Origin of the sequence: Candidatus Defluviilinea proxima, from assembly GCA_016721115.1 — a bacterium.
In the GTDB taxonomy this organism is placed as follows: domain Bacteria; phylum Chloroflexota; class Anaerolineae; order Anaerolineales; family Villigracilaceae; genus Defluviilinea; species Defluviilinea proxima.
Genome location: JADKIW010000001.1, coordinates 3,564,588 through 3,579,189 on the forward strand (window position 1 = coordinate 3,564,588; position 14,602 = coordinate 3,579,189).

Genomic DNA, 14,602 nt, shown 5'->3' on the forward strand with positions numbered 1-14,602 from the left:
TGTCTCAATTCATAAGCCTCGTGCCAAAAATTTCTTCCGTAACCCTTTATCTTGGTTATACAAACTCTCGACAGAATCGATCATAAGTGGCGCATCGGCTTTTATCTTTTTTGCAAGTATCTGATTGTTTAGTAACTCGCGGCAGGAAAGCTGCCCTTTTTGGAGGGGGATGGCAAGATAGTAGTCATTGGGAGTTAATACATGCCCAGCAGGAAGATCTTGTTTGGCATACACACCACGCACAAGTGTAGTCAAATAATCAACCTCTTTTTGCGAGGATGGCATTTTTTCTGTGCCGGGTGCCCCGCACATTTCTCGTGCTTTTTGGAAAGCCTGAAACCACTCACCGATCTGTTCGGGCGTGGAGCAATATGGGGAAAAAGGTTTGTCCTCTGTTTTGATGTCAATATGGCGTTCAAACGTGCGTGCACCTTTGGCATACGCGATCAACATGGATGAATGCCAATCGTGATATTCATGCGTGGACAATCCGATGACATGTCCCGGGTAACGGTTCCTCAAAAAATCGATCTGGTTGAGTTGCAATTCCGCATCTTCTGATGGATATATGGACACGCAGTGATTGATCGCAAGCGGGATATTTCTGTTATCAAAAAACGTCACCATATCGTCAATATCCTTCAGCGATGTTCCGCCTGTCGAGACCATGGTAGGTTTGCGCGCCCTCGCGATCTTTTCCAGCAACGGCCAATCCGTTACATCTGAACTGGCGATCTTGATGATCTCGACACCAAGTTCCAGGCATAACTCAACCGACCTGTCGTCGAAAGGTGTTGCCATGCGCACACATCCCGCCCGTCGCACCGCCTCTGTCAGCGTTGCCAATTCTTCATGGGTGAGGCGTGTGTCAATCGTCTTCTTGATATAACGGATGTCTGTGCGGTCCCGGAACTTCTTGTGAATGAACGAATCAATATCGCGGAACTGCAACTTGATCGCCGCCCGCACATTGTTATAGCGGACAACCGTTCCGAACTCCTTTACGATCCTGACGCCGCGCTCCACATCGCCCCAATGATTATTTGCAAGCTCAAGGACGAACAAATCTTCGAAGATATCTCTGTTGATCATGTTTTACCTCTCTTGGATGAAAACAACGCTTCTCTCTTAACCGATACCTGATTCTACCCAATTAATCTTTTCTCCCCTTTGTCTCTTACTCCTCCCACGCAGGGATGAGTAGATTTTCCATTAACTCTTCCCGTTCGAGGAATGGAAACATATCCTCAAGAGGAGCAGAAACGATGCGCCCGTCCGGGAGTTGACGTGAACTCTGGCGGGGTTCGAATCCCTGTGTCGGGTCGAGTACCACTTCGCATAGGACAGGACCTTCTGCTTCCAACACGTCACGCAATGGCTTGCTGAAATTTTTCACAGCCAAACGTTTGTATGGTATCTCATACGCCTTTGCGATTTTCTGAATATCCGGGAAACTGACACTTGACTCCGGGCTTTCGCCAACTGTATCGCCAAAGAAGCCCTTTTGCGATGTGCGGATGGATAGATAACCGTTGTTGTTGAGCACAAAGATTTTTACAGGCAATTTATACTGTGTTACGGTCTGTAATTCCTGAATGTTCATTTGTAAACTCCCGTCGCCAGCCAGGCAAATTACTCGTTTGCCATTTCTTGCCACAGCAGACCCAATTGCTGCAGGCAGATCATACCCCATTGATGCAGAACCCGAATTGGAAAACAGCCTTTGTCCGAGTTTGATCTTGCCTGTTTGAAACGAGACGATACAGGCGGTTGCGTTGCCAGTTACTACTACATCATCCTCCGCAAGGTTTTCGAAAAGCACTTCCATGAAGTGATACGGGTTAATCTTGTCATTGAACTCGCGGTGTTTGGGCAGAACGGCGGGGTAGCGGGTTTGTCGTTCTTTGCACCATGCCAACCAATTTTTGAATTGACCGGCATCCCAGTTATCGAGTTGTCTTTCCATTTCTTCGAGAAATATTTTTGCATCGCTCACAATGGGCATGTCTGCTTGAATGGTGGGGCGGTGGAGTTCGGCTGGATCCACGTCAACCCATATCTTGTGGGCGGCACGGGCAAAGGATTTAAACGCATACCCTGTCTGGCGGATGTTTAGGCGATTCCCAATGACAAGCAGAAGGTCTGAGTTCTGAACGGCGAAGTTACCGGGGCGTGTGCCAATGGTGCCGGGGCGGCCAACGAAGACAAGATCGTCAGATGCGATCAGATCATGTGTCCAACCAGTTGTAACAGGGATGCCAAGTTTATGGACAACGCGATTGAATACATCAACTGCGTCGGCAAGACGGACGCCCGTTCCTGCGAGGATGACTGGACGCTGAGCGTTCTTTAGTTTGCCTAATGTTTGGGCGACGGATTCTACTAATTGGATGGAGGCAACTGTTGGGTTAAGGTCTGATGCGAAGCCATCCAGTTTTGTTTCGTCTATTTGGCTCGATTGTACGTCAATAGGAATATCCAGCCAACAGGGGCCGGGACGTCCACTTTGGGCGAGATGCCAGGCTTTTTCGAGGTGATAGCGAATGGTTTGAGGGTCAGTGATTGTGACTGCGTATTTGGTGATGCCATATACCATCGAAATAATATCCACCTCTTGATCGCCGAGTTGACGGAGGTTAGGCAGGTCGTAGGTGCGGATATAGGTCTCAAGTTTCACCTGGCCTGAAAGGACAAGCATGGGGATGGAATCGGTGTATGCGCCGTAGACGCCATTGAGTGCGTTGATGCCACCAGGGCCAGTAGTAACGTTGACGACAGAAGGTTTATTCGTGATACGAGCGTATCCTTCTGCCGCCATGGCACTGGCTTGTTCGTGGTGATTGAAGACCGGCGTAATGTTCGGGTGCTTGCTGATGGCATAGTTGAGGAACATCGAGCCGCCACCTGTGACCATAAATACATGGTGAACGCCGAGTTCTGAAAGCCGGTTTGCAATATACTCTGAAACTCTCATGCTTGTTCCTTTTGTGGGATGGCGTAGAAGATCGTTTCGAAACAGTTGTGCGCATGGGCGCGATAGTGATATGTATAATGAAGATTGTTTTCCGTTGCAAGCTGGTTGATCCACAATGGAATTTCCCAGAGATGTGCAGGGGTATGGTATGCCGATATGGCAAGTGCGGGATGATATTCTTTTATGAGTTGACAGGCTCCTGCCAACGCATCCATTTCTGCGCCTTCAATATCCATTTTTATCAAAGTTGGACGGAATGTGGGGATACATTCATCCAGTGCTACGCATTGGACTGTAGTCTTGCCGGTTTGCGATACACTACTCCCTTCGCCTTTGCCTGTATTAAAGGTCAATTGAGTTGTTGATGAATATACTCCGCATGGAAACAGTGATATGTTTGGAAGTCTGCTCTTTGAAGCATACGCTGATAACTTGCGGAAATTATCCTGATCTGGTTCGAAGGCGGCAATCGCCTCAAATTGTTGTTTGGATTGCAGGAGTGAATGAAGCGTATCTCCATCATATGCGCCGCAATCTACGAAACGAATGGGCTGTGGCCACATGGGTAGATCGAGTGGAAAATATTGGTGTTCCGTATCGGGTTCCGGAAGAAGTGAGTAATCGCCACTAATCCGAAAATGGATGAGTGATTCAAAGGTCTTGCGGCTGTTTTCATCTGAGAGAAGTTTATAGACAGCTTGGATTTCTTCTGTGTAAGATGAGTAATATGTTCGTGATGTGAGCCAGTAACGTGTGCCAAGTTCTTCGGCAAAGTGATCGTATAGGTCAATGGGAGACAAAAGCTCTCTGTTGTATCCATGTGTTTTTAGATTGTTGATTATTGGTATAAGGTTTACTTCTCGATTGTGAATTCCTAGAATGACCAGAGATTTTTTGCGTAATTCAATGGGAGGTGCTTTTCCATCAGGTTTGTGAACTGGAAGATTGTTGATCACCTGATCATTTGTGCTCCTATGATCAAGAAAACCGTATATCCCTGTTCCATTTTTTTCGAGTGCCAATTGGATGTCACGCGCAAATGAGCCGGTGCCATAAATGAGAATATTTTCTTCCTGCCATTTGACCTCTCCAAGATTGCTTTTTGAAGCTTCTTGAGTAAATTCTGGAATGTCTTTCATCATCCCTCTTTACTTTAACAGGATGAGTGGGTTCTTGATCCCCATCTCTGAAATTTGCTCAACTATAGCTTGCTGGTGAAGCGTTGACGATATTAGTATCGGTTCTGAATAATGATCAATCTGGTTCGGCGCCAATATCTTGACACCCCGAAATATTTTTCCTTGATTGATGGGATTGTTGTCCACAAATGCAATGACCTCAGCATCGGCGAGGGTGGTTTCTACAAGTAACTTCATGACGAGTTGACCCGTCCCCCAAACGATGATCCTTTTGTTCTGCGTCAGGGCTGTTGAAATTCTTGTGTTTATTTCATCCAGTATCTTGCGCGAACGTTGGATGTATGTTTCTATGCTGGAAGGGAGTGCTTCATCCTTGGTGATATCTGTGATTCTTGCATCCACTTTTGCAAAACAGAATATTGCTGGATATGGTTTGTTTGACGATGCAGGGATTATTTTTTCACCCCAACTTAATGGTTTAAATCCACTAAAACTTAGGAAATTCTTCAAACATGTTATAGAGAAATGATTTATGTGTTCTGTATTGAAGTCCTGGAATGGAGCGTCGACAAAATCCTTGTAGTGTGCGGCATCTGGCACTTCGACATATAGGGTTGATGATGGTTTAGAGACTGCCAAGATCCACTCCGCCGCTGTTCGTAAATCTTGAATGTGCTCAAGCGTATGTGAAAGTATTATACAATCAAATTTTTCTTGTTCCAGCGCCTTATTAAGGGAACCGATTTGTGCTCTGACACCAAGGGCTTGGGTGTTCGCAACACAGATCGGGGATGGGTCAATGCCCAGAACGTGATCATATCCAAGGTCTATCATGGCTTTTAATAACCCTCCATTTGCACATCCAACGTCTAATATACTGGCTTGGTCATTGTTGAGGAAACTGGCTATGTCTTTGGCTGTTTGAGTAAGCCTATCACGGTCCCATTGATTTTCGATGCCGCCCGTGCCGGTTTTCTTATCCTCGTATTTGGAAAATTGAGAATAGAACCTATCGTATTCATCCTGTGTGACAGATGTGTCCGCATACACAAATCCACATTGATCGCAGGAAACAACATCGTATCCTTCACTTAGCGGATGGCCATCTGGTAGTATGAATTTTTGTGTATGAAGTTTTACTGCTTCACTGCTTGAGCATATGGGGCACGGACGCTTTGCGGTTGGCATTTGATCTGTCCTTGGTAGACAAAATGGTTATTATTTTTGAGTTGAAAATAGAATGTAAATTGGATCATCCAGAATAGCCCTATCTGGTTGGTATTCTGGGGATTTAAGATTTGCCAAAGCTTTTAATAACGACGGGTCATGTAAGTTTATTCTGGTATTGGGGCCACCAATCAACACATCCTTGATGCGAATTGAGCCAATAACATTGCCAATAAGCAAAAATGCAAAAATAAGTGTGACCAACGCAAGCCTCTTATGTTCCTTGAGAAACCATCTGCTTTTTGCGCGTGTCAAAAGAATTGTAATCCCGAAGAGAATAGCTGCTTGAGCAGGCATAATGTAGTATGTTGGACGGACATCGGGCCATAAGAGAGGGGGGTGCCTTGTTACTAGAAAATCGTATACTATCGCGATACTTCCTGCGAGAAAGAACAGGCTGGGGATGGGTTCGTAGCGGGCGATAAATGCCCTGAACTTTTGAGGTAGTTTTTTGCTGTCTTTGGGATTCAAAAACCTTTCAGCCTTTTTGTTTGATCTAATGCTGAGCCATAGAGCTATCTCCAAGATCAAGATAAGCTCAATGCTTCCCAATAATGTGGAAATATAGCCAAAAAGGTAACGAAGCATATCTGTCATCAAAGGCAGGATGTCTGCAATGAGAAAGTTGGGTAAAGCTGCAAATGGTGCCCCGGTTAGGAAGGATGTATCTGCCCGCTTTCCTGAAATGGCGAATGTTATGATCTGCCCCAGATAGAGAAAGTAAAAGACCCAAATTGCGTAGCCGATGATCATCCCTGAAAAAGCAGATATTTTGTTTTTATCGGGCTTGTACAGCATAGATAAAAACAAATATGCGATGATAAATGATGCAAAAAAACCACCCAAAATATCGAAAAGCATTAATGCAAGTGTCGCAAAAAGAAACATCATGCCAAGCCAGAAATGCTTGGGGATTTTTATATTAAGATAAGTTTCACCTCTTGTGATCTTATATATTTCTCCTAGCAAAAAAATCACCAATACAGTGATTCCAATTTTGGAAGTCCGATAATAGTATGAATAGATAAAACTTGGGGTAGTAAGTAGCAAGGAAATGAGAATTATGGATAATAAACGATTTGCCTTCAATGTATTTGTCATAAACAACCACAGATAGATCACGATGATGAAGGTGAATAGATAATGGGTAAGTGAGCGAAAATGCGGATACCCAAGACGAATACACCACGCCACAAAATTCCCATCCAGGATATCGAAAAGAAAACTTAATTGACGTGCTTCCCACCCTCCAATGTTCATGCTGTCTGCATCAAAAATAATTTGCAGTATGGGTCTTCCGGAAATGTGTGCGGGCAGGCGCACATCCATTTCCCTGTGCAGAATACCCGACCCTCCAGCCACTATACTGAATATTACATAAATGATAAATATGATGGTGATGTGAAAAACGGATATCTTTTTAGAAAGTGAATAGATATACGATGTCGCAGATTGTATATTGTTTTGCAGGGATGTTGTGAAGTCGCTGTTTCTAATCATTAAAGTTCGAGTCCTTGGCGTTTTTCAGTGTTGATGCAGAAGAATAAAATCCCTGACTCTCCATGTTGAGGATTTTATTTGTTAGTTGGATTTTTTGCACGGTGTTTCTGCCTTTTTGCGTTGAAATATAACCTTGCTCTGTTTTTTCTGCCATTCCCTGTGCTACAAGGAATTCGACTCTCTGTTTGAAAACATTTTCCACGCAGTTTTGATATACATCTTGCAATGGTGCCATGTATCGTGGTTGGCGATATAGATAGTGGAGAATCCCTATTGATACGGATGCGCTGTAGATGCTTGTGACAAAGAAAAATAAAAACCATAGAAATGCATAAAGTGATGCTTGATACCAATAGGAAAAATCATCGAGAAGAATAAAACTGGCAATTGATGAAATGACGTGGACGATTATCCCTGTTAAGATCTCCAAAATAAGCCATCCAGTTTTCAATGGAAGTCTCAAAAAAATTAGAAATACAGTTACAAAGACTATGAAGCTTAAGATACCTGCAAAATAAGACAACATTCCGCTCATCTATTCGCCCCTCACTTTTGGAAAAATGTATTTGAGTATATTCATTAAACTTGCAAAAAAGGTTCCCCAACCGTTGAGAAGGTGTAATTGACCATTTTTATATTCAACCGTATTCCAGGGAATTAATATAGCCTGGATTCGGTCCTGTAAAAATGTTTCCATCCCTAAGCCGCTGAAAGTCTTCATCCATTCTTCCAGTGCGATCGGCACTTTTTGATTGGCAAGATTGACCTGCATTTGAACGCGAAAGCCCCCTGCAAAATTGCCAATCCAATAATGACACCAGAACGCGCATAAAAAAATTAATACCCCACAGATAATATCCCCCCATTCATTTGAAGTGGGACTAGCAGCTCTCGTAATGTAAATTAATGCTACCCAAGCTATAGCGCTGAGGAGGAGAGAGCCAAAGATCTGGCGCCAAACATTTTTTATGCGAAATGGATGACGTGAAATGATAACTCTGATCGCCAAAGTAGAAAGACTGCAAATAATAGCCAGGGCGATGATAGGTGGAATCATAATGCCTCGTTGATTATTTTAATTTATACCAATCTTTTGTTCTGTTGATGCCATCTTGTAGTGAAAAAGTTTCCTGCAAGCCTAGCTCCTTCTCAGCTCTTTGCGTGTCGGGTACATAGCGACTTGCTGGCTTTTGAGTGTCAGGAATACCTTGTATCTCTGTTTTTATCCCGTTTTGAAACTGGTTCGCAACTGTTGTTGCCAGTTCGGCTATGGAAATGGGATTTTTACTTCCCACATTGTAAGGCCTCAGTGATTCGCCCCGTAATAAAATCGTCCAAAGCCAAACCGCTAGATCAGCCGCATATAAGTAGGAGCGGTAAGGGGTTCCATCCCCTTTGATGACGATTGGCCCTCCGTTCATTGCGTCGCGGATGAAGTTTCCGATAGCAAAGTGAATATCTAAAGGGAGATAAGGACCGACGAAGGCGAAACAGCGGGCGATCTTTATCTCGAGATTTGAATCTGCATAAAGCGAGCAAAGGTGTTCGGCGAGTCTTTTTCCTTGCCCGTAGGCTGAATTGGGGTCGAGCGGGTCTGGCGCGCCGTTATAGTCTTCGGGGGTATGTGTCATGTCTGACGGTTGTTTTCCGTACACCGCGCCGGAACTTGTGAGAAGAAACTTTTTTGCTCCGCATGCCTTGGCAAAGTCCAATGTATGACGTGTGCCTTCGACGATCGTATCGAGCATAAGAAGTGGATTTTCTGCATTGAGTTGAGCGCTTGCATCGGTCGCGGCATGGATGATGTGAGTGAATGTGCCTAGCGGAAAATCAAAGGTGCGGACGTCGCCAGTTAAGACAGAGACAGTTCGATGTCTAGAAAGATGCGGGGCGTTCGATTGGAAAAGGTCTGGGTAACGAGTCAACACGGTAACGTGGCAGTCCAAGTCCAGTTTGTCGTTTGCCCATAAGAGACTTTCAAGAAGCCACTTGCCGAAGAAACCTGTGCCACCGGTGATGAAGAGACTAGCCCCGCGAAGCTCATCCCAAAGGCTGTTCGTGTGATCGAGGATATGGTTGAGGTCGTTCGAGAGAGAATTATTCATGCTTGTTGCATAATTGAACTAATACATCACAAACATAATCGAGCATGGACTGATCAAGACCGGGGTACACACCGATCCAGAAGACGCGGTTCATTACTTCATCTGCTTTGGCGAGATCGCCGACAACTCGGTAATTCTTTTCGCGGTAGGCGGGCTGGCGGATGAGGTTACCAGCGAAGAGCAGACGTGTGCCGATCTTGTGCGCCTCAAGCCAGCGGACTGTATCGTCGCGAGTGAAGGGAGCTTCGGGACGGACAAGGATCGGGAAGCCGAACCAGCTTGGGGTTGAGTTACGAGTCGCTTCTGGGAGGATGAAAAATTCATTGAGGGCTGAAAGTCGCTCGTATAAGTAATCGAAGTTGGCGCGGCGAGTCTCAATAAATTGTGGAAGTTTTTTCATTTGCGAAACGCCGACGGCGGCTTGCATGTCGGTGACTTTTAGGTTGTATCCGATGTGCGAGTAGGTGTATTTGTGATCGTATCCGTGCGGGAGGTCACCGAGTTGCCATTCAAAACGTTTGCCACAGGTGTTGTCTTTGCCGGGCGCACACCAACAATCGCGTCCCCAATCACGGAAAGACTCGATGGTCTTCTTAAGTTTGGGTTTGTCGGTGAGCACCGCACCGCCTTCACCCATGGTGATGTGATGCGCGGGGTAAAAACTGACCGTTGCGATATCGCCGAACCTGCCAACGGGTTGGTCGTTGTATTTTGCGCCAACGGCATCGCAACAGTCTTCGATGAGCCAGAGATCATGTTTTTTGCAGAATGCGGTGACAGCCTCGAGATCAAATGGGTTGCCGAGCGTGTGCGCGACCATCACTGCGCGAGTCTTTTTGGATAGTGCAGCTTCGAGTTGTGTCACGTCAATGTTATAGGTGGGGATGTCTACGTCCACGAAGACCGGCACGAGATTATTTTGAAAAATGGGATTGACCGTTGTGGGGAAGCCCGTTGCAACTGTGATGACTTCGTCGCCTTCTTTGAGTCGCTTCTCCTGCAAGAGATGGGACGTGAGCGCAGTCAACGCCAGCAGGTTTGCCGATGAACCCGAGTTCACCAACAACGCATGGCGCATGTTGAAGAAACGCGCAAATTCCCGTTCGAATTGTTTGGCGTATCGTCCGGTGGTCAGCCAGAAGTCGAGACTTGAATCGACGAGCGTTTGAATATCTTCTGCGTCGAACACGCGCCCCGAAACAGGCACTGTGCTTTCGCCGGGAATAAAATCCTTTGGCGGGAACGCCTCTGCCGCGTATTCGGAAACCAGTTCCAAAATTTGCGCGCGCAATTGGTCGGCTCTTTCACTCATTGAAAAAATCCTTATACCAATCGATCGTTCGGATCAGACCTTCATCGAGCGTGAACATCGGCTTCCATCCCAACTCGCGCCGTGCTTTTTCTGCGCTGAGATATTGATGACGGATCTCGTTTGTGACTTCGTTGCGGATGTCGGGAGTCAGATTCGAATCCATTGCCTTTAGGAGGCGCCCCACGATCTCTCTCACCGACACCTGAATCTCGTTCGAAAAATTATATGCCTGCCCTTTGAGTTCTGGTCGCGCAGCGAGTTGTTCTGCCAACAGCATGTAAGCCGCCGCACCATCTTCGACATAAAAATAGTCACGGATGTATTCCCCGTCCGAGCGGATTACAGGTTGTTGCCCGCGCAAGATCGAGCGGATCGTGCCGGGGATGATACGGTTCCAGTTCAAGTCGCCGCCGCCGTAGAAATTTCCACAGCGCGTGATGGCAACAGGAAGGTCAAAGCTTTTTGCATAGGTGTAAGCGATCAAATCCGCCGCAGACTTGCTGACATCGTACGGGTGTTGTCCCTGCAAGGGAGTATTTTCATCGTAGGGTAAAACTTCCTGGTCGCCGTAGGCTTTGTCTGACGAAGCGATAACAACCTGCTTTACCTTTGGGCTCCGTTTACTGGCTTCGAGCAAATTCCACGTGCCTGCGATGTTCGTCTCGAATGTGGAAATGGGATTCCGATTCGCAATTGTGACAATCGTCTGCGCAGCAAGGTGGATGACCGTGTCAATCTCATATTCGCCGAGTGTGCGTTCCAGTGTCTCGCGGTCGCTAATATCGCCTCGAACAACCTTGACTTGTTCGATCCATCCCTTTCGGACCATTTCGCTTTGTGGAACCCAATCGCGCACAAGGCAGACAACGTCAGCACCAGCATCCATGAGACGTTTGACCAGCCACGAACCGACCAACCCGGTCCCGCCGGTGACAAACGTGGGGCGGTCAAGCCAGAAGGCGCGGTTCAATTCCATAGCTTCCATGGGGCGTTGCCTTCCTGCCATAGTTTTTCTAAGTTATGCACATCGCGGATCGTATCCATGCATTGCCAGAAGTCATTGTGCTGATAAGCTGATAGTTGTCCATCTGCCGCGATATGCTCAAGTGACTCGAACTCCCACGCGGTGTGGTCGCCTTGAATATATTTGGTGATGCCCGGTTCGAGGACAAAGAATCCGCCGTTGATCCAGCCTTCGCCGATCTGCGGTTTCTCTTTGAACTCCACCACGCGATGATTCTCGATCATCATTTGCCCAAACCGCGCTGGCGGACGGACGGCTGTCATGGTCACTAATGTTTTTTGCTTTTTGTGAAACTCGATCAGTTGGGGAATGTTCACGTTGCTAACGCCATCGCCATAGGTGAGCATGAAAGTCTCATCGCCTATGAACTCTGCCACGCGTTTGACTCGTCCACCGGTGTTTGTGTCTGTGCCTGTATCAAGTAAATGCACAATCCAGTCTTCACCTTTATCGTTGTGAATCGTCACATCCCCGCTTTTCAATTGTACAGAGATACTGCGCGAGCGATAGTGATAATTGATGAAATAATCTTTGATGATCTCGCCCTTGTATCCCAATGCAATAACAAACTCTTTATATCCGAAAGAAGCGTAGATGTTCATGATGTGCCAAAGCATGGGTTTACCGCCAATTTCGACCATCGGCTTTGGCTTGATCGTTGTTTCTTCGGAGAGACGGGTTCCTAATCCGCCTGCAAGTATGGCGACTTTCATCGATTCCCTTTTATATACTTCTTCTGCCATTCAAACAACTTGTTCAACGCCTCGATAGGGGAGAGACTATTAACATCCACGTCTTTCAATTCATCCAACAGCGGACTGGTCTCTGGGAACAGTGATGCCTGTTGCGCGGCGTGTGGGTTGATGCGCATGGCTCGACCTGACGATTTTTCCAATTCTGCCATAATTTCGTTCGCGCGTTGGATGACGGGAGCCGGCAATCCTGCAAGTTGTGCCACGTGGATGCCATACGATTTGTCCGCGCCTCCGGGAACAATCTTATGCAGGAACACAACCGTGTTGTCCGCTTCGCTGACGGCTACGTTGTAGTTGCGCACGCCGGGCAGTAACTCTGCAAGTTGAGTCAACTCGTGGTAGTGCGTAGCAAACAAAGTCTTTGCCCGCAAATGCGGATGGTTATGAATAAACTCAATGATTCCCCACGCAATCGACAGTCCATCATATGTTGAAGTGCCGCGCCCGATCTCATCTAATATCAACAGCGAGCGTGATGTGGCGTGATGCAAAATGTTCGCCGCCTCCACCATCTCCACCATGAACGTGGATTGCCCCGCGTGGATCTCGTCCTGTGCGCCGATGCGAGTGAAGATGCGGTCTACGAGACCGATCTTTGCGGAGTCCGCGGGCACGAACGAGCCGATCTGAGCCATCAATGCGATCAGCGCCGTCTGCCGCAAATATGTGGACTTACCCGACATGTTCGGCCCCGTAATAACGCGGACGATCTCTCCTTTTTCGAAGATGACATCATTCGGGATGTAGCGCTCTCCATGCAAAGACTGTTCCACAACAGCATGTCGTCCTTCATGGATCTCCAACTCGCTTCCTTCATGGACCTCGGGCCTAACATAGCCTCCCAAAGCCGCGACCTCCGCGAGGGCAGATAGCACGTCCAATTGCGCCAACGCCCGTGCCGTATCCAGCAACTTGAACGCCGACTTGGATAACTCGGCGCAAATCTCCTTAAACAAGCGCAATTCAATCTCACGGATGCGATCTTCTGCATTCAATACCAGTGTTTCGTACTCTTTCATCTCAGGCGTGATGAAGCGTTCAGCATTGACCAATGTTTGCTTGCGGATGTAATGCTCTGGCGCTTTGTCTGCTGCGCCGCGTGAGATTTCGATGTAGTATCCGAATACTTTGTTGTATCCAACTTTCAGCGTTTTGAGACCCGTCTTTTCGCGTTCGACCCCTTCAAGATTGGCGATCCAATCACGAGCGTGTTTGGATGCGTCAATGACCGAATCCAATTCCTGTGAATAGCCAGATCGAATGATGCCTGTGTTCTGCAGTGTGGCTGGTGGATCATCGTCAATGGCGTTCTGCAGAAGCGACAACTCTTCCTGACAAACCGACCACTGATTATTGATGACTGATGATTGCTCGCCAACAACTTCTTTTATTACTGGTAAATGTCCTAAGGCGTCACGCATCGCTACGAGATCACGCGGTTGCGCTTGCCCTGCCATAACGCGATTGACCAACCGCTCTAAATCTGCGAGTGGTTTCAATACGTTACGCATTTCGGCGCGTTTCATACCGTTGTCGAAGAAGTATTGCACGCCCTCTTGCCTATGATGGATCTTTTGCACATTGAGCAGTGGTTGGCTGACCCATTGATGCATCATGCGTTTGCCCATCGGCGTGACGGTATGATCGAGCGTGCCAAGCAACGAGCCTTTGCGTTCGCCGCGCAGGGTTTCATCGAGTTCAAGATTCCGGCGTGTGGATGCGTCGAGAGTCATGAATTCATTGATACTGTAGGAGCGTAGACTTGTGAGCAATGTTAGTGCATTGGGTTGCGTTTCTTTTAGGTATTGCAGTATTGCACCTGCCGAACGGATGGACAAGCTGTTGCCTTTAATACCAAACCCTTCAAGTGTAGATGCGTTGAAGTGTGAGAGCAGGGTCTCTTCACATTTGCCGGGTTCAAATTTCCATGCGAGGTAAGGAGTCTGGTGCCCTTGAAAGACATCGTTCAGCGTTTGGTTGTCAGGATGTAAAATTTCAGCAGGGTGCAAGCGTGTCAGTTCAGCGCGCAAGGCTTCAAGCGGGAGTTCAGTGACAGCAAATTCTCCAGTGGTGATATCGGCATAGGAGACAGAAGCAGACCTCTCGTCCAGAATGACCGAGGCGAGATAGTTGTTTGAGTCGCCGGGTAGGAGTCCAGGTTCGGTCACGGTTCCCGGAGTCACTACTCTTACCACTTTGCGTGGAACAAGTCCGTTGACGGGTGTGTCACCCATCTGTTCGCAAATGGCGACGTGATATCCTTTTTCAATGAAACGTATTAGGTAGTTGTCTACTGCGTGATACGGAATGCCAGCTAATGGAACTCGCACCCCCTTGCCAACAGGACGTGACGTCAGCACAATATCAAGTTCGCGCGCGGTGATCTCGGCGTCTTCATCGAATGTTTCATAAAAATCGCCGAGCCGAAAGAGTAGGATCTCATTCGGGTATTGACGCTTGATATCAAGATATTGTTGTCTGCTGGGGGTGATGTCGTCTTTAGGCATGGCATGATTTTACTATGGGTGGGGGAGTTGAGCTATAATAGCGGCGATATTATTTTAGG

12 protein-coding genes are annotated in these 14,602 nt (G+C 47.1%); all 12 read right to left on the reverse strand.

The features are described from left to right. Positions 1 to 9: 9 nt before the first annotated feature. The 12 genes from IPP66_16520 to mutS all read right to left on the reverse strand — a co-directional run bounded on the left by IPP66_16520 (position 10) and on the right by mutS (position 14,543). A complete protein-coding gene (locus IPP66_16520; protein ID MBK9926876.1) occupies positions 10 to 1,092 on the reverse strand; it encodes an N-acetylneuraminate synthase family protein in 1,083 nt (360 codons plus the stop codon). An 85-nt stretch (positions 1,093 to 1,177) separates the two neighbouring features. Beyond that, positions 1,178 to 2,974, reverse strand: a complete 1,797-nt coding sequence (locus IPP66_16525; protein MBK9926877.1) for a thiamine pyrophosphate-binding protein — start codon at positions 2,972 to 2,974, stop codon at positions 1,178 to 1,180. Continuing rightward, entirely contained in the window at positions 2,971 to 4,116 is a 1,146-nt protein-coding gene (locus tag IPP66_16530; GenBank protein MBK9926878.1) for an FkbM family methyltransferase, read from the reverse strand. Before IPP66_16530 ends, IPP66_16525 begins: the two co-directional genes overlap by 4 nt. 6 nt (positions 4,117 to 4,122) lie before the next feature. Further along, on the reverse strand, positions 4,123 to 5,301 hold the full coding sequence (locus IPP66_16535; GenBank protein MBK9926879.1) for a class I SAM-dependent methyltransferase: 1,179 nt from the start codon (positions 5,299 to 5,301) through the stop codon (positions 4,123 to 4,125). 30 nt (positions 5,302 to 5,331) lie between these two features. Next, entirely contained in the window at positions 5,332 to 6,840 is a 1,509-nt protein-coding gene (locus IPP66_16540; GenBank protein ID MBK9926880.1) for a hypothetical protein, read from the reverse strand. Then, the gene (locus IPP66_16545) at positions 6,833 to 7,375 is read right to left on the reverse strand and encodes a hypothetical protein (GenBank protein MBK9926881.1); all 543 of its coding nucleotides are present in this window, start codon (positions 7,373 to 7,375) and stop codon (positions 6,833 to 6,835) included. Before IPP66_16545 ends, IPP66_16540 begins: the two co-directional genes overlap by 8 nt. After that, positions 7,376 to 7,897 carry a hypothetical protein gene (locus IPP66_16550; GenBank protein MBK9926882.1) on the reverse strand — a complete coding sequence of 174 codons (522 nt, stop codon included), beginning with the start codon at positions 7,895 to 7,897 and terminating at the stop codon, positions 7,376 to 7,378. It lies immediately after the preceding gene. A gap of 13 nt (positions 7,898 to 7,910) precedes the next feature. Then, on the reverse strand, positions 7,911 to 8,945 hold the full coding sequence (locus tag IPP66_16555; protein MBK9926883.1) for an NAD-dependent epimerase/dehydratase family protein: 1,035 nt from the start codon (positions 8,943 to 8,945) through the stop codon (positions 7,911 to 7,913). Beyond that, the gene (gene rfbH / locus IPP66_16560) at positions 8,938 to 10,257 is read right to left on the reverse strand and encodes a lipopolysaccharide biosynthesis protein RfbH (GenBank protein ID MBK9926884.1); all 1,320 of its coding nucleotides are present in this window, start codon (positions 10,255 to 10,257) and stop codon (positions 8,938 to 8,940) included. Before rfbH ends, IPP66_16555 begins: the two co-directional genes overlap by 8 nt. After that, positions 10,250 to 11,233 carry a GDP-mannose 4,6-dehydratase gene (locus IPP66_16565; protein ID MBK9926885.1) on the reverse strand — a complete coding sequence of 328 codons (984 nt, stop codon included), beginning with the start codon at positions 11,231 to 11,233 and terminating at the stop codon, positions 10,250 to 10,252. Before IPP66_16565 ends, rfbH begins: the two co-directional genes overlap by 8 nt. Beyond that, positions 11,224 to 11,994 carry a glucose-1-phosphate cytidylyltransferase gene (rfbF, locus tag IPP66_16570; protein MBK9926886.1) on the reverse strand — a complete coding sequence of 257 codons (771 nt, stop codon included), beginning with the start codon at positions 11,992 to 11,994 and terminating at the stop codon, positions 11,224 to 11,226. The genes IPP66_16565 and rfbF overlap by 10 nt, the downstream gene beginning before the upstream one ends. After that, on the reverse strand, positions 11,991 to 14,543 hold the full coding sequence (gene mutS, locus IPP66_16575) for a DNA mismatch repair protein MutS (protein MBK9926887.1): 2,553 nt from the start codon (positions 14,541 to 14,543) through the stop codon (positions 11,991 to 11,993). The genes rfbF and mutS overlap by 4 nt, the downstream gene beginning before the upstream one ends. Positions 14,544 to 14,602 lie beyond the last annotated feature (59 nt).

Bases quoted from the DNA above. Each gene is read 5' to 3' on its own strand.
- IPP66_16520 (MBK9926876.1), bottom strand. From the start codon at position 1,092: ATGATCAACAGAGATATCTTCGAAGATTTGTTCGTCCTTGAGCTTGCA.
- IPP66_16525 (MBK9926877.1), bottom strand. From the start codon at position 2,974: ATGAGAGTTTCAGAGTATATTGCAAACCGGCTTTCAGAACTCGGCGTT.
- IPP66_16530 (MBK9926878.1), bottom strand. From the start codon at position 4,116: ATGATGAAAGACATTCCAGAATTTACTCAAGAAGCTTCAAAAAGCAAT.
- IPP66_16535 (MBK9926879.1), bottom strand. From the start codon at position 5,301: ATGCCAACCGCAAAGCGTCCGTGCCCCATATGCTCAAGCAGTGAAGCA.
- IPP66_16540 (MBK9926880.1), bottom strand. From the start codon at position 6,840: ATGATTAGAAACAGCGACTTCACAACATCCCTGCAAAACAATATACAA.
- IPP66_16545 (MBK9926881.1), bottom strand. From the start codon at position 7,375: ATGAGCGGAATGTTGTCTTATTTTGCAGGTATCTTAAGCTTCATAGTC.
- IPP66_16550 (MBK9926882.1), bottom strand. From the start codon at position 7,897: ATGATTCCACCTATCATCGCCCTGGCTATTATTTGCAGTCTTTCTACT.
- IPP66_16555 (MBK9926883.1), bottom strand. From the start codon at position 8,945: ATGAATAATTCTCTCTCGAACGACCTCAACCATATCCTCGATCACACG.
- rfbH (MBK9926884.1), bottom strand. From the start codon at position 10,257: ATGAGTGAAAGAGCCGACCAATTGCGCGCGCAAATTTTGGAACTGGTT.
- IPP66_16565 (MBK9926885.1), bottom strand. From the start codon at position 11,233: ATGGAATTGAACCGCGCCTTCTGGCTTGACCGCCCCACGTTTGTCACC.
- rfbF (MBK9926886.1), bottom strand. From the start codon at position 11,994: ATGAAAGTCGCCATACTTGCAGGCGGATTAGGAACCCGTCTCTCCGAA.
- mutS (MBK9926887.1), bottom strand. From the start codon at position 14,543: ATGCCTAAAGACGACATCACCCCCAGCAGACAACAATATCTTGATATC.